Origin of the sequence: Paraburkholderia sp. DHOC27, assembly GCF_003429005.1 — a bacterium.
In the GTDB taxonomy this organism is placed as follows: Bacteria; Pseudomonadota; Gammaproteobacteria; order Burkholderiales; family Burkholderiaceae; genus Paraburkholderia.
Map to the genome: position 1 here is coordinate 154809 of NZ_QVQV01000009.1, position 21050 is coordinate 175858.

General features: G+C 64.7%; 15 protein-coding genes. 7 read left to right on the plus strand and 8 right to left on the minus strand.

Annotation, left to right across the window (positions count from 1 at the left end; translation table 11 throughout):
• Positions 1-206 precede the first annotated feature (206 nt).
• Both D0B32_RS26620 and gltA read right to left on the minus strand, forming a co-directional pair.
• On the minus strand, positions 207-2489 hold the full coding sequence (locus D0B32_RS26620; RefSeq protein ID WP_117337311.1) for an amylo-alpha-1,6-glucosidase: 2283 nt from the start codon (positions 2487-2489) through the stop codon (positions 207-209).
• Between the two features lie 374 nt (positions 2490-2863).
• Positions 2864-4165, minus strand: coding sequence for a citrate synthase (gltA, locus tag D0B32_RS26625; protein ID WP_117337312.1), 1302 nt, complete (start codon positions 4163-4165; stop codon positions 2864-2866).
• 473 nt (positions 4166-4638) lie between these two features.
• Between gltA and D0B32_RS26630 the strand changes: the two genes are divergently transcribed.
• Positions 4639-5046, plus strand: coding sequence for a hypothetical protein (locus tag D0B32_RS26630; protein WP_117337313.1), 408 nt, complete (start codon positions 4639-4641; stop codon positions 5044-5046).
• A 116-nt stretch (positions 5047-5162) separates the two neighbouring features.
• Here D0B32_RS26630 and D0B32_RS26635 read toward each other — a convergent pair whose 3' ends face one another.
• The 3 genes from D0B32_RS26635 to D0B32_RS26645 form a co-directional block, all read right to left on the minus strand.
• On the minus strand, positions 5163-5966 hold the full coding sequence (locus D0B32_RS26635) for an alpha/beta fold hydrolase (RefSeq protein ID WP_117337314.1): 804 nt from the start codon (positions 5964-5966) through the stop codon (positions 5163-5165).
• A gap of 195 nt (positions 5967-6161) precedes the next feature.
• Complete coding sequence (locus D0B32_RS26640) at positions 6162-7214, minus strand: rod shape-determining protein (RefSeq protein WP_117337315.1); 1053 nt, start codon at positions 7212-7214, stop codon at positions 6162-6164.
• A 199-nt stretch (positions 7215-7413) separates the two neighbouring features.
• Positions 7414-8106 (minus strand): alpha/beta hydrolase, encoded by a 693-nt coding sequence (locus D0B32_RS26645; protein WP_117337475.1) that lies wholly within the window; start codon positions 8104-8106, stop codon positions 7414-7416.
• 449 nt (positions 8107-8555) lie between these two features.
• Here D0B32_RS26645 and D0B32_RS26650 point away from each other — a divergent pair, with 449 nt between their 5' ends.
• The gene (locus D0B32_RS26650; RefSeq protein ID WP_117337316.1) at positions 8556-10163 is read left to right on the plus strand and encodes a DHA2 family efflux MFS transporter permease subunit; all 1608 of its coding nucleotides are present in this window, start codon (positions 8556-8558) and stop codon (positions 10161-10163) included.
• 140 nt (positions 10164-10303) lie between these two features.
• On the opposite strand, the gene D0B32_RS26655 is transcribed toward D0B32_RS26650, so the two are convergent.
• Positions 10304-11176 (minus strand): NmrA family NAD(P)-binding protein, encoded by an 873-nt coding sequence (locus tag D0B32_RS26655; protein ID WP_117337317.1) that lies wholly within the window; start codon positions 11174-11176, stop codon positions 10304-10306.
• Positions 11177-11632: 456 nt separating this feature from the next.
• On the opposite strand from D0B32_RS26655, the gene D0B32_RS26665 reads away from it, so the two are divergent.
• From D0B32_RS26665 to D0B32_RS26675, 3 genes are all read left to right on the plus strand, one after another.
• On the plus strand, positions 11633-12406 hold the full coding sequence (locus D0B32_RS26665) for a PadR family transcriptional regulator (protein WP_117337319.1): 774 nt from the start codon (positions 11633-11635) through the stop codon (positions 12404-12406).
• A gap of 76 nt (positions 12407-12482) precedes the next feature.
• Positions 12483-13298, plus strand: coding sequence for a siderophore-interacting protein (locus D0B32_RS26670; RefSeq protein ID WP_117337320.1), 816 nt, complete (start codon positions 12483-12485; stop codon positions 13296-13298).
• 234 nt (positions 13299-13532) lie between these two features.
• Entirely contained in the window at positions 13533-14792 is a 1260-nt protein-coding gene (locus tag D0B32_RS26675) for an MFS transporter (protein ID WP_117337321.1), read from the plus strand.
• A gap of 107 nt (positions 14793-14899) precedes the next feature.
• Here D0B32_RS26675 and D0B32_RS26680 read toward each other — a convergent pair whose 3' ends face one another.
• Together D0B32_RS26680 and D0B32_RS26685 are read right to left on the minus strand one after the other, a co-directional pair.
• Positions 14900-16633, minus strand: a complete 1734-nt coding sequence (locus D0B32_RS26680; RefSeq protein WP_117337322.1) for an AMP-binding protein — start codon at positions 16631-16633, stop codon at positions 14900-14902.
• Between the two features lie 185 nt (positions 16634-16818).
• Entirely contained in the window at positions 16819-17952 is a 1134-nt protein-coding gene (locus tag D0B32_RS26685) for an acyl-CoA dehydrogenase (RefSeq protein WP_117337323.1), read from the minus strand.
• A gap of 369 nt (positions 17953-18321) precedes the next feature.
• On the opposite strand from D0B32_RS26685, the gene D0B32_RS26690 reads away from it, so the two are divergent.
• Positions 18322-19365: an AraC family transcriptional regulator gene (locus tag D0B32_RS26690; RefSeq protein ID WP_117337324.1), complete on the plus strand. Its 1044-nt coding sequence runs from the start codon at positions 18322-18324 to the stop codon at positions 19363-19365.
• A gap of 75 nt (positions 19366-19440) precedes the next feature.
• On the plus strand, positions 19441-21036 hold the full coding sequence (locus tag D0B32_RS26695; RefSeq protein WP_117337325.1) for a nodulation protein NfeD: 1596 nt from the start codon (positions 19441-19443) through the stop codon (positions 21034-21036).
• The last annotated feature ends 14 nt before the right edge of the window (positions 21037-21050 follow it).

The window sequence follows — 21050 nt, forward strand, 5'->3', positions numbered from 1 at the left end:
ACTACCATACAAGAATTCAGGATAATCCCTGTTGCGGCTTTGCGTCACTCGTTTCAGAACACCGTTGACCACAACCCCCAAACAAAAGCGCCCCGCCCCCGTCATGGCGGGCGAGGCACTTTGTGCACCTCTTTGTGCACCTCTTTGTTGACCTGATACTTAGGCCAACTCAACTCACGAGCGAGGCGTCACGGGCAGTTGGATCCTCAAAGCAGCGCGATCACCCGTACATCCCCCTGCTCCGCGGAGGCCACCACCTTGCCCGCCACTCGCCGGAACGTGATGGTCACGCTCGAATCGCCAACGCGCATGTCGCCGATCTCCAGCCAGTCGATACCCTCCGGCAGCATGGGCTGCTCGATCAGCACCTCGCGCCGGACGGCATCCACCGTCACGCCAAGGCACGCTTCGAGCATCATGAACGGCGAACCCGCCGCCCACGCTTGCGGCAGACACGCAACCGGATAGGCGGTGGGCGGCTCACCGCGCCGACGCGGGAAACCGCAGAACAGCTCCGGCAGACGCATGTCGAAATTGACCGCGGCCTGGAACAGCGCCTGCAACAGGCGCACGGCTGCAGCCTTGCCGCCGTAGCGCGCCACGCCACGCGCGCACAACGCGTTGTCATGCGGCCAGACCGAGCCGTTGTGATACGCCATCGGATTGAAGCGCGCCTGGCCGGCGGCGAGCGTGCGCACGCCCCAGCCCGTGTGGAACAGCGTCGACTCCAGACCGCGCACCACCGCTTCGCCACGCTCGCGCGACGGCAAGCCAAAGGCCAGTAGATGGCCGGCATTGGAAGCCATCACGCGACACAGTTCGCCATGGCCGTCCAGCGCGATACCGTAAAAGCCGGACTCTTCCATCCAGTACTTTTCTTCAACGCATTGGCGGATCGCGCTCGCGCGCTCCTTGTATGCCTTGGCCTCCTGGTGCTGGCCGCGCAGCGTGGAAAAGTGCGCCATCGTGTCGAACGCGGCGCTCGCGTAGGCCTGCACTTCCACCAGCGCGATCGGCCCGTCGGGGAAGCGGCCGTCCGCGTGAAAGACCGAGTCGTGGCTGTCCTTCCAGCCTTGATTGGCGAGCCCGCCATCCGACTCGCGCTGATAGTCGAGCAGGCCGAAGCGGTTCTTGTCGCACACACCCGCCACCCATTGCGCGGCGCGTTCGAGCGCCGGCCACAGTTCGTCGATCAGACTCACGTCATTGGTGCGTGCCACGTAAGCACCGGCCAGCACGATAAAGAGCGGCGTGGAATCCACCCCGCCGTAATAGAGCGCGAACGGCACCTCGCCGGTGGCCGCCATTTCGCCCTTGCGCATTTCGTGCATGATCTTGCCGACGGCGGCATCGCGGAACGCCGAATTCTCGCGCGCCTGATGCTCGGCCAGGAAGCGCAACACGCCGCGCGCGAGACCCGGTTGCAGCCACAGCGTTTGCAGCGACGTGATCAACGCGTCGCGGCCAAACGGCGTCGAGAACCACGGAATGCCGGCGTACGGATACGGACCGGTTTCGAGGTCGGTGGTCAGCAGACCAAGATCGGCCAGCGAGCGGTCAATCCAAGCGTTGAAGAGCGGATTACTGGAGCGCACGCGCGCCGTAGCACGGCGGCGTTCACGCATCACCAGGTGGGCATCCACCAGTGCCGCGCGCACGGCGGCCCGGCCCACTCGAGGACGCGCCGCGTCGATCTGCGACAGATGCGCTTCGCTCACCGCATGCACGGGCTTCGCAACCCCCGTGTTGGCGCCCGGCTGTTCCGCCTGCACCTTCACGGCCACCGCGAGGTAGATGGACACGCACGCCTGCGCCGGCAGTTGCACCGTGTAGTCCGCGCGATTGGCCAGCAGCTTGTCGGGGCTCGGCGAGAACGCCAGTTGCACCTGCCGCTCCACGTTGTCGAGCCCGACGTAGCCGAACACCACCTCGCCGTTTTCCACCTTGACCGTTTCGATCTTGCCTTGCTTGTCGCGTTTGAGGCCGCGCACTTCGAACATATCGCGGAAGTCGCTAGCAAACGAAATGGACAGCGGCACCACTGCATCACTCGTGCCGTAGTTGGTCAGCTCGATGGCCTCGTTGAGCACGGTGCCCGACAGCACCCGCACGCGCTCGACGTGGATCACACCTTCCGGCGTGCTGTCACCGCCGAGCGGCGGCAGCGGACGGTTGGTCAGATGAGCGGTGAATGCGGTGTTATCGCTGCTCACGCTGCCGGACAGCAGCGAAGGCGCGCGCCCGCCGAAGGTCAGGCGCAGTTGGGAGAGCACACGCGTGTCGTTGACGAACAGGCCGTCGTCGCGGCCCGTGATGTCGCCGAGCGGATCGTTGACGATAAACGTGTCGCCCGACTTGAGCACGAACTGCTGGGCCGCGGCGACATTCAGATTTTCCGGCGGGATAAAAGCACCGTCGGCTTCGTGTTGATCAACATGATCCGCACCGCTCGAGTGCGAGATTCCGCCAAGTGCTTCTGCTTGCTGCATCAGCTTGCTCCTGTGTGCTAAGGGCTTCGTTCCGGAAGGGGCCTGGGGCCATCAAAAGAACTTAACACAGGAGTGTGGTGAATTCACGCCCGCGCGCGTCCCGGAAGGCGTAACAAAAAGCTACGGGTCCGCGTGAGACGCAAGGCGCGAGCTATTGGCACGCGTCGTGCAGTTTTGCTGGCGGCGGATTGACCGTGAAACTACAGAATTGACGGCGCGCTTTCTTGATTCGACGCGTAAACGAAGGGCGGGCGCCGCTCCGGGATCGGGAGACGGCGCCCGCCTTGACACGCATTTAACGAATGCTTGACGAACGCTTGGCGAAAGATCGAACCGCACGCGAAGCGTGCGGTCCCGTTCATCTCATGAACACATTAACGCTTGTCGACCGGCTTGGCTTCACGCGGCGTGTTGCCAACAAATAGCTGACGCGGACGGCCAATCTTCTGTTCCGGATCCGCAATCATTTCGTTCCACTGCGCAATCCAGCCCACCGTGCGGGCCATCGCGAAGATGCACGTGAACATGGCCGTCGGGATGCCCAGCGCGCGCTGCACGATGCCCGAGTAGAAGTCGACGTTCGGGTACAGCTTGCGCGACACGAAGTACTCGTCTTCCAGCGCGATCTTTTCCAGTGCCATGGCCAGCTTGAACAGCGGGTCGTCGTGCAGGCCCAGTTCTTCCAGCACTTCGTGGCAGGTTTCGCGCATCAGCTTGGCGCGCGGATCGTAGTTCTTGTAGACGCGGTGACCGAAGCCCATCAGCTTCACGCCCGAGTTCTTGTCCTTCACCTGCTTGATGAACTCGGGGATGTTGTCCACCGAGCCGATCTCTTCCAGCATGTTCAGCGCCGCTTCGTTCGCGCCGCCGTGCGCCGGGCCCCACAGGCAGGCGATACCCGCTGCGATACACGCAAACGGATTGGCGCCCGACGAACCCGCCAGACGCACTGTCGACGTGGACGCGTTCTGTTCGTGGTCAGCGTGCAGGATCAGGATACGGTCGAGCGCGCGCACCAGCACGTCGTTGACCTTGTACTCTTCCGCCGGATTCGCAAACATCATGCGCATGAAGTTCGCGCTATACGACAGGTCGTTCTTCGGATACACGAACGGCTGACCCACCGTGTATTTGTACGCCATGGCTACCAGCGTGGGCAGCTTCGCAATCATGCGCGCTGCGGACACTTCACGGTGCTGCGGGTTATTGATGTCGAGCGAGTCGTGATAGAACGCCGACAATGCGCCCACTGCGGCAACCAGAATCGCCATCGGGTGTGCGTCGCGACGGAAACCGCGGAAGAAGAAGTGCATCTGCTCATGCACCATCGTGTGCTGCGTGACGGTGTTGACGAACTCTTCCTTCTGCTTTGCGTTGGGCAATTCGCCCTTCAACAGCAGATAGCAGGTTTCGAGGAAGTCGGCATTTTGCGCGAGATTTTCGATCGGATAGCCGCGATACAGCAGTTCGCCCTTGTCGCCGTCGATATACGTAATGGCCGAGTTACATGCCGCCGTCGACATAAAGCCCGGGTCGTACGTGAACTTGCCGGTCTGGCCATACAGCTTGCGAATATCAATGACGTCCGGGCCCATCGTGCCCTTGTAGACCGGCAGATCAATTGTCTGATCGCTATCGGAGAACTTCAGTGTGGCGTGTGTCGTAGAGTCGTTCATTTACGCTTTCCTTTAATCGCATTGCACGCGTACCGGACTACGAGTGCGTGAGAGACAGAATCGGACAACAGCCTGGCCGCGCCGCAGCGCGCGTTGCCCGTCAAGCATGCCACTAACTTGTGATTGGCTCTGTCATTGGCTCGTCTGACTCCGGTGATGGCGCCCATTTTACGGCGCGCATCACGATTGATTGCGCCGATTGAACGCAACAATTCATCTCGACCTTTGCAATATTCACCGGCAGTCGAGTTTTAAATCAGGAGAAAGACTCAGATACGGCGCGAAATGACAGCTAGCCAAATGAAAGACAAAGCCATTATCGCAACAATCTGTTGCAACAGGTGTGCAGCGCAACATGTCCGACTCTGCGATACTGAATGCGTGTTATTGCTGCCCTGCAAATCACACGGTTGTTCAGGCTCGCCGTTTTGCGGCGAGCTTTTTTCTTTAGTCTAGAAGAACAGGAATACTCGATGAACGCCTCACTCGAAACGCTGTTTCCGGACCACAACCACACCGAAGACAGCATCGTCACTGCGCTGAACCACCAGGACATAGTAGTGGCCTTGTCGGCGGCACTGAAGACGCAAAACGTCGCGGTGCTGCACATGCTGTATCCGCGTACCGACGCGCGCACGCACCGCAGCCTCGACGCTCTCGTCGACAAGTTGCATGGTCACGGGCTGCATCAGGTGGCGACCCTCGTCGCCAACGAAGCGCACTACCTGCTGTTCAAGGAACCGCAGAAGGCGTGGAAGGCGCTGCACGAAATCCGCAACGACTCGCTCGCCATTGGCGTGCATCTCTACTATCACGGCCTCGTTGGCGAAGCGGCGGAACATGCGCTCGACGCCGACGCGCATCGCAAGAGCCGCGCGTAAGCACCGACGGCGATCACGCGGAGAAGGCAACGCACGCGGCGCGCCTTATGTGTGATTGGGCGCCGCCGGATACGGCCGCGAACGGCCGCATACGGCCGGTATGCAGTTAGCCGCACTCAGGCGCCCGCGAGCGTGCCGCGAATGAAGCCGTCGATGTAGCGATTGAACGCTGCGGGATGCGCCAGATTCATCCCGTGCGAGGCGCCCTGCACCGTCGTGCGCCGCGCATCGGGCAACCATGATGCGAGCGCGGTCACGGTGCGCCGGAACATGTCCGGACTTTTCTCGCCGTCGATCAACAGCACCGGCGCGCGTACCTCTGTGGCCAGTTCCTCCGTATAGGCCGGCAGCGGATCGCGGAACTGACGCGCGAGCGTGTGCGCGTTGTCGATCGCCATCGTGCGGAACGACAGCGTGCTCTTCGCCCAGAAGCCGGGACGGCTCACGGAATCGACGAACAGTTGCAGCCCTTCGTCCACCTTGCCCGTCTCGATCAATTGAGCCGCGCGTGCGCGCAGCGCGTTGACGGTCTCCGGCAAACGCGCGGTCGAACGTCCGGCAATCTCCAACGGGCCGCCTGGATCGGCCAGCGTCAGCGTGCGCAGATGCTGCGGAAAACGCCGTGCGAAATGAAACGCGACGCAGCCGCCACGCGAATGACCCACCACGTGCGCCGGGCCCGCACCGAAGCGCTCGACAAACTTCCCCAACTCGTCCGCGTGCGCGCTCCAGCTAAATGGCGCATGCGCAAGCGCGTCGCTTGATGTATCGGTTTGCGGCCAGTAATGCGTGAGACTCACGGCGACGCAGCGGTACTGGCGCGCGAGACCGGCGAGCTGCGGTTGCCAGTAACGGTAATCGCACAGCGAGCCGTGCACGAACAGCAGCAGTTCGCCCTCGCCCGCCTCGACATAAGGCATGCGCAGGCCGCTGGATAGTTCGATGTACAGAGGAGATGGAACGGAGTCGGCGGGAGTCACGGGGAAAGACCGGGGAGCAGGCGGCTACGGAAGCCAACGGGAAGCCAATGAGCGGCCATTGTCACACAGCCGCGGCAAACACGCGGCCAGCCTCGACACGCGCTTCGTCGCCTCTACGAATGCCTGCGTCAACGCCTACTCGTACATCCACTCGTCCAGCAGACCCGCACCGGCAGCCGTCCCCGCACCGCGCACGGCGCAGGTGAGTGGCTCGTCGGCCACGCGCACGTCGAGCCCGATCTCGCTCGTGAGACGCCGCCCCAGGTTACCCAGTAGCGCCCCGCCGCCCGTCAGCACGATGCCGCTATCGGCGATATCCGTCACCAGTTCGGCGGGTGCGTTTTCCAGTGCCGCCTTCACGGCGCCGATCACGTGACGCAGCGGCGCCTCGATGGCCTCCGCGATATCGTGATTGCTCAACTGCACGGTGCGCGGCAGCCCGTCTTCGACGCTGCGCCCGGTTGCATTGAGACGCTCGATCGGCACGTCGAGCATGGCCGTACCGATGGTCTTTTTCACGTGCTCCGCGGTTTGATCGCCGATCAACACGCCGTACAGATTGCGCACGTAGTTGACGATCGCTGCGTCGAACTGGTCGCCGCCCACGCGAATCGAGCCGCTATAAACCATGCCGCCCAGCGCGATCACGCCCACTTCCGTGGTGCCGCCGCCAATGTCGACCACCATCGATCCGGTCGCCGAACTCACCGGCAGCCCCGCGCCCACCGCCGAGGCCAGCGACTCGCCGATCAGGCTCACCTTCCAGGCACCCGCTGCCACCGCCGCTTCCTTGATGGCGCGCCGCTCGACCTGAGTGGCGCCCGCCGGCACGCAGATGGTGAACGCCGCGCGCCGGCCGAAGAACGGCCGGGGCCGCGCCATATCGACGAACTGACGGATCATGTGTTCCGCGGCCGGAAAATTGGCGATCACGCCATGCCGCATGGGCCGCACGGTTTCCAGGTTGCCGGGCGAGCGGCCGAGCATCTGCTTGGCCTCGCTGCCCACCGCCGCGACCCGCTTGGGCCCCGCCGTATCGTGCTTCTGGAAACATACGACGGACGGCTGATCCAGCAGGATGCCGCCGTCCTCGGTATAGATAAGGGTATTGGCCGTGCCAAGGTCGACCGCCACGGTGTGACGGGAGAAACCCCTGAAGAAAGGGTAATACGGCTTCGGTCTGGCCATAGGTAGGCTCTGCGTGTGTCGTTATAGCCCCTCGCGGGGCGTTGCGATTGATTCCCCCGGCCTCACTGCGCCGTGCTGACGTCCCCCAGGACGCGGCTGGCGATCGTGCGGCGCGCGTGATTTTCACGCTTATGAACCATTAACGGCAAGCCGTTCAAATTACTTTAGATCGCTCGTTCGAATATCTTCATATTTCTGATTATTTCGATGACCCCGAGGCCGCCGCCACACTCGCAGCCGGCCCGGTGAAACCGCGCACCAATGCATCGCGGCCCAGCACGAGGCCGTCGGCCGAAATCGTATGACCGATCTCGGGCAGCGCGAACGCGGCCACGGCAAATCCCGCGTCGCTCAGCGCGTTGGCCGCGCGCTCGAGTTCGAGCACGGGAATCACCAGATCTTCGACACCATGTACCAGCGTGACCGGCGTGCGCGTGCGTGCGGCCACGGTGGATGCCAGGCGCCCCGAGTAGGCCACCACGGCGGCGAGCCCCTCCTCGCGCGTCGCCACGTGATGCAGCGCCATGATCGAGCCTTGCGAGAAGCCCACCAGCGCGAGGCTCGAGAAAGTCAGTTGCCAGTGCTCCAGTTCGTTTTCCAGCATGCGGCGTAGCGCCGGATAGGCGTCCACCACGCGCGCCGCCCGGTTGGTCTCGTTGACTTCGCGCAGACTGAACCACTGACGGCCGGCACCGCCGCCGTCGAAGGGCTGGCTGCCGTCGAACGAAACGAACGCCACATCCGGCAACGCCTCGCGCCAGCTATCCGCGAGCGGTAACAGGTCGCGTGCATTGCTGCCCACGCCGTGCAGCAGCACCACCAGTGCGCGCGCTGGCGTAGACGAATCAGCCGGCGCGAGGCGCCAGCCGTGTTTGAATTTTTGCCATGCCATGCTGATCTCCCTTTGCGGTTCGCCTGCGTCGTCTGCCTGCGCGGTTGGCCTGCGCGGTTGGCCTGTCTGGTCCAGCCTGCCCGTCTGAATACGCGGTTCGAACAGGTCATGCGCGGGTCGTTGTTTGTCGGATTCCTGCGTGGCTCGCGCGCTTCGCCTGAATCGTTTCGTGCGGGCAGACGCGTGCACAGCCGCGAGCATACGCTGACCGTCATTTTTTTGCCGCAATTCGTGGGAAGCCCGCGTGGGAAGCCGGTGAGAGCAGCCCGTGGGCGGGCCGCCGCGGTTGTGCACGGCGGGCAACGCAACCCGGAGAATCCGGTATCCTGAAGCCGGTTTGCTTCTGGCGGGCTCTGTCCAAGCCGTGTCACGCCACGTCGCGCCACGTCGCGCCACGTCAAATCAAGCAACGCGACTTCATCGCCTGTCACCCTGCACCGGAGAAACGCTTGAGCCAGCCTGACTCTGCGGCCGCTTCACCTACGCCCCCCACGCCACCTTCGCCGCCGTCGCCACCCGCCGCTCCGCCGCCGTTGCAAGGTGGCCAGCTCGTGCTCGCGACCATCGCCGTGGCGCTCGCCACCTTCATGAACGTGCTGGACACGTCCATTGCCAACGTCGCGATTCCCACCATCTCCGGCAACCTCGGCGTCTCGGTGGACGAAGGCACCTGGGTCATCACCGTGTTCGCCGCTGCGAACGCCGTGTCGATTCCGCTGACCGGCTGGCTCACGCAGCGCATCGGTCAGATCAAGCTGTTCGTTGGCGCGATCCTGATGTTCGTGCTGTCGTCGTGGCTGTGCGGTATCGCCCCCACGCTGCCCGTCCTGCTGGTTGCGCGGATTCTGCAAGGGGCCGTCGCCGGTCCGCTGATTCCGCTCTCGCAGGCCATCCTGCTGGGTTCGTATCCCAAGGAGAAGTCGTCCACGGCGCTCGCACTATGGGCCATGACCGCCACGGTCGGCCCGATTGCCGGCCCCGCGCTCGGCGGCTGGATCACGGATAGCTACAGCTGGTCGTGGATCTTCTATATCAACATCCCGGTGGGCATTTTCGCGGCGGGCGTCACGTGGATGATCTACCGCACCCGCGAGTCGGCCACCCGCAAGCCGCCCATCGACGTGGTCGGTCTTGGCCTGTTGATTACCTGGGTGGCGTCGCTGCAGATCATGCTCGACAAGGGCAAGGATCTGGACTGGTTCTCCTCGCCGGTCATCGTCATACTCGGCATCACCGCCGTGATCAGCTTCGCCTTCTTCCTCGTATGGGAGTTGACGGAACCGAACCCGATCGTGGATCTGCGCCTCTTCACGCAGCGCAATTTCCTGGGCGGGACGATTGCGATTTCCGTGGCGTACGGGGTGTTCTTCGGCAATCTGGTGCTGCTGCCGCAATGGATGCAGGAGTATCTGAATTACCGCTCCGTGGATGCGGGTCTCGTCACCGCGCCGCTCGGCGTGTTCGCCGTGATTCTTGCGCCCGTGATGGGCCGCGTGTTGCCGCGCTCGGATGCACGCGTCATCGCGACGCTCGCGTTCATCGGCTTTGCGATCGTGTTCTATATGCGCTCGAAGTACGTGATCGAGATCGACACCTGGCATCTGGTGCTGCCCACGCTGCTGCAAGGCATTCCGATGGCCCTCTTTTTCGTGCCGCTCACCGCGATCATCCTCGCCGGACAACCGCCGCAGAAGATTCCAGCGGCGGCGGGCCTGTCGAATTTCGCCCGCGTGTTTTGCGGCGCGGTGGGCACTTCCATTGCGGGCAACGAGTGGAACAACCGCACCGTCCTGCATCACGCGCGCTTGACGGAGCGCGCCAGCATCAATAATCCGCTCTTTAACCAGCAGATGGATTCGACCCAGTCACTGCTCCAGTTGAACACGCAATCGGCGCATGCGATGTTCGATTTCACTGTGAACACGCAGGCCGCGATGATGGGGCTAAACGATATCTTCTTCGTGTCCGCGATCATTTTCATTCTGATCATTCCGCTCATCTGGATCACCCGGCCCGCCAAAGGCGGTGGCGGACCGGACGCGGCGGGCGCGCACTGATCGCGCACTGGACTTCGTGCAAAAAAGCGGCGGCGCCATGTCGAAGATGGCGCCGCCGGTTTTTGTGAACCACTTTTGTTGCTGCATCACTGCTTCTTTTGCGGGTTTTTCACGCCGGCTTTGACCCGACGCTAGCTTCCTTATTGCGCCCGCTTCACCAACTCCTCCATCACCACCTTATAAGACGTCTCGCCGATCACGCGCTCGTGCACGCCATCGGCTTCGAATTCGATCCAGCCGCTGTTGAAGCCGTCGATCATCTCCATGCGCGGCAGCGGCCACGCCGTGCCCTGCGACTGAAACAGCGCTTCCCACTGCTCTCTCGGCACGATCTGCGGCTCGACGGTGCGCCCCAATGCAGCGCCCAGCGCCGCGGCAATGTCGTGCTGTGTATAACGCTGCGGCCCCTCGATCTCGATCACGCGGCGGCCCTGCCACGTTTGCGTGAGCGTGCGTGCAATGACCGCCCCAATGTCCGCCGTGGCGATCATCGGATAGGCACGCTCCAGCGGTTGCAGGAAGCTCGCCATCTTGCCGGTCGCGCGCGCCGGGCCGACATCCCACAGCGAATTCTCCATGAACCACGCGGGCCGCAGCAGCGCGGTGGGAATCGACAACTCAGCCAGCGCCTCTTCGAGGATATGCACCTGCGTGATGAGACCGAGCCCCGAGTCGTGCTGCCCGCCAATCGACGACAGCGCCACCACCCGTTGCGGCTTCGCGGCGGCCAGCGCCCGCGTCAGCGATGCCGCTGCGGCCCGTGCACCCGGATAACCCGGCTGCGGCGCGAAGTCGGGCGGCACCATGACGAACACGCCTTCAGTACCCGCGAAGGCCGCCTGCAACGCGGCCGTATCCTGCACCTCGGCAATCGCCACCTCCGCGCCGCGTTCCAGCCAGGGCGCCGCCTTCGACTTGTCGCGCAACACCGCGCGCACCTGATGCCCTGCATCCAGTAAGGCGCGAGCCGCCGCGCCGCCTACCTGTCCACTCACTCCACTGATCGCAAACATGCTGTCTCTCCGTTTAAAGAGCGGCCGGGGCCGCGTTGAGAGACATTCTGGGCAACGGACCGACATTTCACGAGAGCATCAGCGTCATTAGATTAATGACATGACGTCATTGAAACGATGGGATGGGGCTGGTAGATGGAAATCGCTTGACCCAAGTTCTGACGGACCGGGCAACCGTGGCGAGTCCACCACCATGCCGCCCCAAATTTCGTGTTTGACAAACTATCTTTAGATATATATCTTAAGACACATCTTTAGACACAACGGAGCATTGAGATGCGCCATTCACATCATCACCATCATCATCACGCCCATCACGGGCGCCACGAGCAGGACTTCGACCGCGCGCCGTGGGGCGACGCCGACGAGCGCTTCACGCTGCATGCCCTGTGGCACGCGCTCGAGCGCCATCAGTGGCGAGGCCACGGCCGCCACCATGAGCGCTTCGCGCGCGGCATGGACGCGTTTGCTGGCGAAGGCCGCCACCGCCGCGACGAGATGTCCGGCGCGTCCTACGGCGAGCGCTTCTATGCCGACCGCTTCTCGCTGCATGCACTGCGTCACGCCATCGGCCGTCATTTTGGCCATCGCGACGGCAGCGGACCCTTCCCGGGAGGCCGGGGCGGACGGGGTGGCTTCGGCGGCGGCGATGGCGACGGTTTCCCGCGCGGCCGCAAGTTCACCTCGGACGACCTGCAACTGCTGTTGCTGTCACAACTGGATGCCCAGCCGAGCCACGGCTACGAACTCATCAAGGCACTGGAGGCGCGCTCGAACGGCTTCTACAGCCCGAGCCCCGGCATGGTCTACCCGGCCCTGACCTACCTCGAAGAACTCGGCTACGTGACCGTGCAGCTCGAAGGCAACCGCAAGCGCTATGAACTCGCTGAACCCGGCCGCAAGCACCTTGCCGACAACCGCGAGCGCGTCGAGCTGATGCTCGCCAAGCTCACCCATATTGCCCGCAAGATGGATTCCGTGCGCCGCGCCTTTGCCGGTGAAGAGCCGCTCGATCCGAGCGAAGGCGGCTGGCTGCCCGAGCTGAGTGAAGCACGGCGGGCGCTCAAGCTCGCGCTGCTGCGCCGTGACAGCGCACCCGCCGACGAGCAGCGCCGCATCGCGGCAATCCTCGCGCGTGCCACGGCGGAAATCGAAGGTACGGGCGCCAATCAAACGCAGGACCCAAAACCGGGTGACGGCGAAAACGGCCCGGAAAACGCAACGCCCTGAACGCACAGGTGCCTCGGCAATACGCCATGACGCACCGAGCCACGCCACCGAATACTGGAAACTGGAGAGCACACCCATGCAAGCCCGATCCGATCTCGCGGTCACCCGCGTCCGTCATCCGCTGAAGTTTCGTCTGCTGCAGGTCACGCGGGTCCAGCCGCTGACACCGCACCTGATTCGCGTCACCCTCACCGGCGACGATCTGGACGATTTCGTGTCCGCGTCGTTCGACGATCACATCAAGGTGTTCTTTCCCGCGCCGGGCGAGGACAAGCCCGTCGTGCCGGTCGCGGGTCCGAACGGTCCGGTGTTTCCCGAAGACCAGCCGCGACCGGTGGCGCGCGATTTCACGCCGCGCCGTCATGACCGCGCCGCGCGCGAACTCGATATCGAATTCGCCATGCACGAGGCGGGACCCGCCGCGACGTGGGCGGCCCAGGCCAAGGTAGGCCAGTTCCTCGGCATTGGCGGCCCGCGCGGTTCGCTGGTCATTCCAACGGCCTTCGACTGGCATCTGCTGATCGGCGACGAAACCGCGCTGCCCGCCATCGCGCGGCGTCTGTCGGAACTGCCGGCCGGCGCGCGCGTGGCAGCGGTGCTCGAAGTGGCCGATCCGTCCGCGCGCATCGCCTTCGACACCGCCGCCGAGCTGCACGAAGTCTGGTGCTATCGCAGCGACACTTCGTACCGTGGCGACGCCCTGCTGCAAGCGGTACGCGACACGTTCCTGCCGGATGGCGCGGGCTATGTCTGGGCCGCTGGTGAAGCGGCCTCGATGCGCGCGGTGCGCTATCACCTCGTGACCGAGCGTGGCGTCGACAAGGCACACATCCGCGCCGCCGCGTACTGGAAACAGGGCGCCGTTGCAGTCCACGAAAATCTCGACGATTGACATGCGCGTTGGCGGGCCGTACAACGTCCGCCGTGTTTGCTGCATTTGCGCTTTTGCCCCGCTTGCCGCATTCGGGGCATTTGGGGCATTCGCTGCATCTGCTTCATTTGCCGTATTGGCCACTCCGCCCGCCACCGCTGACGCCTCGCTCGTCGGCGGTCGGCGTTTTAGCGGTTAGCATTCGGTGATGAGCGGCGCGCGACGCGCTTTTCCCTCTTTCAAGGATTCTTGCCGATGTACACCATCAGCACCACGCACGAGCGGCGCCTTCTGTGGCTGCTCGCGCTGACGCAATTCACCATCATCATGGACTTCATGGTGATGATGCCGCTCGGCCCGCAGATCATGCACGCGTTCCACATCGTCCCGGCCGCATTCGCGACGGCGGTGTCGGCTTACTCGTGGTGTTCGGGGCTGTCGGGTCTGTTTGCCGCCACCTATATCGACCGCTTCGACCGGCGCAAACTGCTGCTCTTCATCTATGCGCTGTTTGCGTTGTCCAACCTCGCCTGCGCGCTCGCCACCACCTTTCCGCTGCTGCTGGTCGCGCGCGCCTTTGCCGGCATCACGGGCGGCGTGCTGGGCTCGGTGATCATGGCGATCGTCGGCGACGTCGTGCCGGTGGCGCGACGCGGCGCGGCTACCGGTACGATCATGACGGCGTTCTCGATGGCGGCTATCGCGGGCGTACCGGCCGGCATCATGCTCGGCGCGCATTTCACGTGGGCTGCGCCGTTCGTCCTGCTGGTGGTCCTCTCGGTACTCGTATGGATGGCGGGTTTTCGCATCGTGCCGCCGCTCGCCCAGCATCTGAGCCGGCGGCCGCGCCCGCTCGGCGAGATCCTCCCCGAGCTGGGCCGGCTGCTGCGCGATCCGCGTCACATGAAGGCCTTCGCGCTCACCTTCACGGTGATGATTTCGCAGATGCTGGTGATCCCGTTCGTCTCGCCGATGCTGGTTGCCAATCACGGCGTGGAGCCCGCGCGGCTCTCGTGGCTGTATATGGCGGGCGGCGCCGCGACCCTGTTCACCTCGCGCGCAATTGGACGTCTCGCCGACCGCTACGGCAAGCACTACATGTTCCGCGTGATGGCCGTGCTGTCTGCGATTCCGGTGCTGTTCGTCACGCATCTGCCAACCATTCCCTTCGCGGCGATGGTCCTGTTCTTCCCGTTCTTCATGGTGGCCATGTCGGGCCGCATGGTGCCGATGCAGGCGCTCCTCACTACGGTCCCCGAGCCGAGCCGGCGCGGTGCGTTCCTCAGCGCCAACAGCGCCTTGCAGGCATTGGGGATGGGATGTGGCGCGTGGCTGGGCGGTCTGATGCTGAGCAATACCGCCAGCGGACAGATTGCCGGTTATGGCACGGTCGGCTGGGTGTCGGTGGCGCTGGCGATGCTGGCCGTCGTGTGGGTGAGCCGTGTGCATGCTGCGCATACGCCTGGCACGCCTGACGCGCATGGCGTCGGGCCGAGCCCGGTGGGTGAGGCTTGAACGTGGCTTGAACCGTCAGGAACATCGTGGGCGCTTCGGCGCCCGCTTTTCTTTCACGGCCTGCGACTAAAGGGTCCGTTGCTTCACGCGCCGTGCTTCACAAGCTCTTACTTCGCAGTCCCCACCTTCTCCGTCCCCGCCGTCAGCTCCGGAAAATCCTCTTCCCAGTACTCGCCCTCCAGCCGCGCCGGCTCCGCTGCGCGCTCCATCTCCCGGCGCCGCAACTCCACGCGGCGGATCTTGCCGGAGATGGTCTTGGGCAACTCGCTGAACTGCAGGCGTCTGATGCGCTTGTACGGTGCGAGCTTTTCGCGCGAAAACTGGAACACGCTGCGCGCCAGTTCGGGACTCGCCTCATAACCGTGTCGCACGGTAACGAACGCCTTCGGCACGCACAGCCGCAATGCATCTGCGCTCGGCACGACCGCGGCCTCGCCGATCGCCTCGTGCTCGATCAGCACGCTCTCGAGTTCGAACGGGCTCAAGCGGTAGTCGGACGACTTGAACACATCATCGGCGCGGCCCACGTACACGTAGTAGCCGTCGTCGCGCCGCAGCGCCACGTCCGACGTGTGGTAGTAACCGTTGCGCATGGCCTGGGCAGTCGCACTCGCATTGTTCGCGTAGCCCGTCATCAGACCCATTGGCGGCTCGGCGAGCGGCAGCGCGATTTCGCCTTCGCTCGTCGCATGATCGTCGGCATCCACGAGTTCGATCTGGTAGCCGGGCAAAGGCCGTCCCATCGATCCCGCCACCACCGGCTGACCCGGCGAATTGCCGATCTGGCAGGTGGTTTCGGTCTGGCCATACCCGTCGCGGATGGTCACGCCCCATGCGTGCTGCACCCGCTCGATCACCTCCGGATTCAGCGGCTCACCCGCACCGACGATCTCGCGCAGGCTCACCCGGTAGTCCGCGAGCGGCTCCTGCACCAGCATGCGCCAAACGGTGGGCGGCGCGCACAGCGTCGTGACCTTGCAGCGCACCAGCACGTCGAGCGTCTGCTGCGGCACGAAGCGTCCCTGATTGAAGACGAACACGCAGGCCTGCGCATTCCACGGCGCGTAAAAACAGCTCCACGCGTGCTTGGCCCAGCCGGGCGAACTGATGTTCCAGTGGATATCGCCCGGTTGCAGACCGATCCAGTACATCGTCGAGAGATGCCCGACCGGATAGCTTTGATGGGTATGCTCGACGAGCTTGGGCTTCGAGGTCGTGCCCGAGGTGAAGTACAGCAGCAGTGGATCGGTGGCGCGCGTGGGACTGTCCGGCACGAACTGGGGCGAGGCGTCGCGGGCGTCGGCCAGATCGATCCAGCCCTCGCGCGGCGCGCCCACCGAAAGCCGCGTGAGCGGCATGTCCAGTTGCTCGAATTTGCCGGTTTCGGCGCTGTCCACCACGACGAAGCGCGCCTCGCCGATCTGCACGCGGTCGCGCACGTCGTCGGCGGAAAGCTGGGTGGTGGCCGGCAGGACGAGCGCGCCGAGTTTCATCGCCGCCAGCATCACGTCCCATAGTTCGACGCGATTGGGTAGCATCAGCAGCACACGGTCGCCGCGTCCTATGCCCACGCCGCGCAGAAAATTCGCCATGCGCGCCGAGCGCTCGGACATCTGCGCATACGAGAGCTTCAGACCGGGACCCGCGGGATCATCCACGATCCACAGTGCCGGCGCGTGATTGTCCTGCGCGATGACGTCGAAGTAATCGAGCGCCCAGTTGAACGTATCGAGCCGGGGCCACGTGAACCCGGCATAGGCGCGCTCGTAGTCGGTGCGATGGCGCCACAACAGGTCGCGCGCCGCCAGAAATGCCTGCGTGGACGGGGTCCGCTCGGTCATCGTCGTCTCCTGTGTCGATTCGCGTGGGCGCGTGGGCGCTCTCTCCGCTTCCTGCCAGCCAGGCATTCCTTCGCGCCCGGCATGGCTGACGTGCCTTGGGGCGCCGGGTCGTGCCTGCTGCCTGCCTGCTGCGCACCGCCCAGGCATTCCACAGACGGTCTCAATCCGACCGCCTCATTCTGCACTCAAACGTTGCGCGCAATCACCATTCTTTGTATTTCGCTCGTCCCTTCGTAGATCTGCGTGATGCGTGCATCGCGATAGTGGCGCTCCACCGGATAGTCTTCCAGATATCCATAGCCGCCGTGAATCTGGATGGCCTTCGAGCAGATTTCCTCGGCGATTTCCGACGCGTACAACTTGGCCTGCGACGCCTCCGACAAACACGGCTTACCCGCGGTGCGCAACCGCGCGGCGTGATGCACGAGCAGGCGTGCGGCGTTCAGGCGGGTGGTCATGTCGGCCAGCATATTGGCGACGCTCTGGTGCTCCTTGATGGCCTTGCCGAACTGGATCCGCTCATGCGCGTACTGACGCGCTGCATCAAAAGCCGCGCGGGCGATGCCCACCGCCTGCGCCGCAATGCCGATGCGGCCGCCTTCGAGATTGGACAGCGCAATGCGCAGCCCCTCGCCCGGCTCGCCCAGCAGATTGGCTTCCGGCACCGCGCAGTCTTCCAGCGTGATCGGACACGTATCCGACGCGCGGATACCGAGTTTGTGCTCGGGCTTGCCGACGTTGAAACCCGGCGTGTCGGTGGGCACGATGAACGCCGACAGGCCGCGCTTGCCGAGTGCCGGGTCTGTCACCGCGAACACGATGGCGAGATTCGCACGGGTTGCGTTGGAGACGAACTGCTTGCTGCCGTTGAGCACCCATTGGCCGTTGCGCAACTCCGCGCGCGTGCGCAGGTTATTGGCTTCGGAGCCCGCTTGCGGCTCGGTGAGGCAGAACGCGCCGATACTGCGCCCCGTGGCGAGGTCCTGCAAATAGCGCTCTTTTTGCTGCGCAGTGCCAAAGTTCAGAATGGGCCCGCAGCCCACCGAATTGTGCACGCTCATCAACGTGGCGCAGGAGGCGCAGCCGGCCGCCACTTCTTCAACCGCAAGCGCGTAGGCCACGTAGTCGGTGTACGAGCCGCCCCACTCGGACGGCACGATCATGCCGAGCAGACCCAGTTCGCCCATCTGCTTGATGACGCTGTCGGGCAGGTGCGCGTCGCGGTCCCATTGGGCGGCGAACGGCGCGAGGCAATCGACCGCGAAGTCGTGGGCCGCATCGCGGATCATCCGCTGGTCGTCTGTGTAGAAATCATCCATGAATGCGCCTGTCTCCGTGTATCTGTGTTGGCCGTGGCCATTGCTGTCCCGCCGCGTTCGGCATCCTGCGCGTGCCGTGCCGGTGCCTTGGGGGTGCCATGTGCGCACCTTGAGGTTCCATGAGCGTACCTCGCGGGCGGGACAACGCCATTTCCGCACAGTGTAGGCAACCCGCTGGACAGCTTCGATGCTCTGCCCGATCATTCTGCGTGAGCGCATTTGCCATGTTAACGCAGCCGGCAACACGCGGGCGGCTAAAATCCGGCTGACTGAACGCCTTCGCGTCTGACGAAGTGAGCGCGTTTGCCAGCCCGCGCGTCGCCTGACTGCCCTGCTTTCTGCCCTGACCCACCGGGCTTACCTACCTCCATGCCCCCAAAAAACGACAAAGGCACCATCTCCGTCAGCCTCGTTGAAGAGACCCTCGCGCTGGCGCGGGCGCGCGGCGTCGACGTGCGGCCGCTCGTCGACGCCGCCGGCATTGTGCCTGCCATGCTGGCCGCGCCGAAGAGCCGCGTCTCGTCGGCTCAGTATGGCGCGTTGTGGGCCGGCATCGCACGCGCGCTCGATGACGAATTCTTCGGCCAGGACTCGCATCCCATGCGCTGCGGCAGTTTTATCGCCATGACGCAGATGGCGCTGACGGCCCGCACCGGCGCCCAGGCGCTCAACCGCGCGCTCGGCTTCATGCGCCTCGTGCTCGATGACCTCAGCGTGGTGCATACCGTGGAGCCGCACGGCGTGCGCCTCACCTTCACGCATCGCGAGGGCACCCCGCAGCCGACGATGTTCGCCTACGCCACCTATTTCATCCTCGTGTACGGCCTGCTCTGCTGGCTGGTGGGCCGCCGGATTCCGTTGCTGGCGGCGAACTTCAGCTGCGCCGAACCGCCCGCTGCGCACGAATACCGGCTGATGTTCTGCGACGCGCTGCGCTTCGGCGAGCCGTCGTCCTATGTGGATCTCTCGCCTGGGTTTCTCACGCTGCCGGTGGTCCAGACCACCCAGTCCGTTAAGCCGTTCCTGCGCGATGCGCCCGGCAGTTTCGTCGTCAAGTACCGCGACGCCGGTTCGCTGGCCGCGCGCGTGCGCAGGATACTGCGCGCCATGCCAATGGCCGGATGGCCCGCCGCCGATCAGATGGCGCAACGTCTGCATGTCGCGGAGGCCACCATGCGGCGCCATCTCAAGCAGGAAGGCCACACCTACCAGTCGATCAAGGACGATCTGCGGCGCGACATTGCCATTGGAGAACTGCAGGACAGCGGCCGCAGCATCGCGGACATCGCCACGCGCGTCGGCTTTGCGGAACCGAGCGCGTTTCATCGGGCCTTTCGTAAATGGACCGGCATGCGGCCGACCGACTATCGCAGTGCACGAGCCGCGTACACGCGCGCGCCGGAATCGGACTAAGCTATCAGGGTCAGGCCAGTCTTTTCCGGCCCGCGCCTAGCGATACCCGTCGCTTTGGCGCGTCGGCCGTCAGCGATGAGAACGCAACCGCTTCTCCCGTTCCGGCAGTCTGGTCCGCGCCGCCGTTTCATGCAAGCCGGCGGCCTCGCGGTCCGGTTTCTGCGCGGCATTGCCGCGCTGGGACTACTGCTGTGCCTCGTTACCCCTTTCGGCTCCGTGCGGGCTGCACCATCCGCGGCGGTCGCAGTGGCGTCCTCAGCGGCGACATCAGCGGCGCCCTCGGACGCGCGTCCCGTGATCGTGATTCCGGTCAACGGTGCGATCGGTCCGGCCAGTGCTGACTTCATCGTGCGCAGCTTGCAGCGCGCCGCGCAGGAGCACGCGCAGTTGGCCGTCCTGCAGCTGGATACCCCCGGCGGCCTCGACACCGCCATGCGACAGATCATCAAGGCGATTCTGGCCTCGCCGGTGCCTGTGGCGGCCTACGTAGCGCCGAGCGGCGCGCGGGCCGCGAGCGCCGGCACCTATATCGTCTACGCCAGCCATCTGGCGGCGATGGCGCCCGGCACCAATCTCGGCGCGGCGACACCCATCCAGATGGGCATGGGCGGCGCACTGCCCGCGGGGCAGAACGGGCCGGGGTCGCCCGACACGGCGGGCGCTCGCAAAACCGCCGCGCTCCCGCTCGACACCTCCTCCACCGAAACCCGCAAGCAGGTGCACGACGCCGCCGCGTATATCCGCGGCCTCGCGCAACTGCGCGGCCGTAACGCCGACTGGGCCGAACGGGCGGTACGCGAAGCCGTGAGCCTTTCCGTGGATGAAGCGCTCGCCCTGCATGTGATCGACCTGAGCGCGCGCGACATCCCCGACCTGCTGCATCAGCTCGATGGCCGCACGGTCAATACCGCGGCGGGCGCGCAGCCGTTGCACACCGCGCATGCCCCGGTCGTCACGCTGGAGGCCGACTGGCGCAGCCGTTTCCTCGCCGTCATCACCGACCCCAACGTGGCCTTGATCCTGCTGATGATCGGCATGTACGGGCTGTTCTTCGAATTCGCCAACCCCGGTTTCATGCTGCCCGGCGTGGTGGGCGCGATCAGCCTGCTGCTGGGTCTGTTCGCCATGCAGATGCTGCCCATCAACTACGTGGGTCTCGCACTGATTTTTCTGGGGCTGGCATTCCTGATCGGCGAAGCGTTCTTGCCCACCTTTGGCACGCTGGGCTTCGGCGGCATCGTCGCGTTCGTGGTGGGCGCGCTGATGTTGATCGACACCGACGTGCCCGGCTATGGCATTCCCCTGCCGACCATCGCAGCAGTCGCGGCGTTTAGCGCGCTGTTCATTTTCACGGTATCGAGCGTGGCGTTACGCGCCCGCCGGCGGCCGGTCGTTACCGGGTCGGAGGCGCTGATCGGCAGCCTCGGCGTGGTGCTCGACGACGGCCTGTCCACGTCCAGCGGCACCTCGGGCAGCACGTCCGGCAGCACGGAGGCGGACCCAGGCGGCGCGGTCAGCGGGTCAGGCGTGGGGATGGGCTGGGCCCGCGTGCATGGCGAGCGCTGGCAGGTCACGAGCAGCGAGCCGCTCGCGCCTGGTCACACGGTGCGCGTCACGGCACGCCGGGGCCTCACGCTGACCGTGGTCCGCGCCGATCGCACTACACCGTAACCACCCACTCGGGG

Excerpts from the sequence above, each read along its gene's own strand:
- D0B32_RS26635 (WP_117337314.1), bottom strand. The coding sequence starts at position 5,966 with ATGCCTTATGTCGAGGCGGGCGAGGGCGAACTGCTGCTGTTCGTGCAC.
- gltA (WP_117337312.1), bottom strand. The coding sequence starts at position 4,165 with ATGAACGACTCTACGACACACGCCACACTGAAGTTCTCCGATAGCGAT.
- D0B32_RS26675 (WP_117337321.1), top strand. The coding sequence starts at position 13,533 with ATGTACACCATCAGCACCACGCACGAGCGGCGCCTTCTGTGGCTGCTC.
- D0B32_RS26680 (WP_117337322.1), bottom strand. The coding sequence starts at position 16,633 with ATGACCGAGCGGACCCCGTCCACGCAGGCATTTCTGGCGGCGCGCGAC.
- D0B32_RS26670 (WP_117337320.1), top strand. The coding sequence starts at position 12,483 with ATGCAAGCCCGATCCGATCTCGCGGTCACCCGCGTCCGTCATCCGCTG.
- D0B32_RS26620 (WP_117337311.1), bottom strand. The coding sequence starts at position 2,489 with ATGCAGCAAGCAGAAGCACTTGGCGGAATCTCGCACTCGAGCGGTGCG.
- D0B32_RS26685 (WP_117337323.1), bottom strand. The coding sequence starts at position 17,952 with ATGGATGATTTCTACACAGACGACCAGCGGATGATCCGCGATGCGGCC.
- D0B32_RS26690 (WP_117337324.1), top strand. The coding sequence starts at position 18,322 with ATGCCCCCAAAAAACGACAAAGGCACCATCTCCGTCAGCCTCGTTGAA.
- D0B32_RS26630 (WP_117337313.1), top strand. The coding sequence starts at position 4,639 with ATGAACGCCTCACTCGAAACGCTGTTTCCGGACCACAACCACACCGAA.
- D0B32_RS26645 (WP_117337475.1), bottom strand. The coding sequence starts at position 8,106 with ATGGCATGGCAAAAATTCAAACACGGCTGGCGCCTCGCGCCGGCTGAT.
- D0B32_RS26640 (WP_117337315.1), bottom strand. The coding sequence starts at position 7,214 with ATGGCCAGACCGAAGCCGTATTACCCTTTCTTCAGGGGTTTCTCCCGT.
- D0B32_RS26655 (WP_117337317.1), bottom strand. The coding sequence starts at position 11,176 with ATGTTTGCGATCAGTGGAGTGAGTGGACAGGTAGGCGGCGCGGCGGCT.
- D0B32_RS26665 (WP_117337319.1), top strand. The coding sequence starts at position 11,633 with ATGGACGCGTTTGCTGGCGAAGGCCGCCACCGCCGCGACGAGATGTCC.
- D0B32_RS26695 (WP_117337325.1), top strand. The coding sequence starts at position 19,441 with ATGAGAACGCAACCGCTTCTCCCGTTCCGGCAGTCTGGTCCGCGCCGC.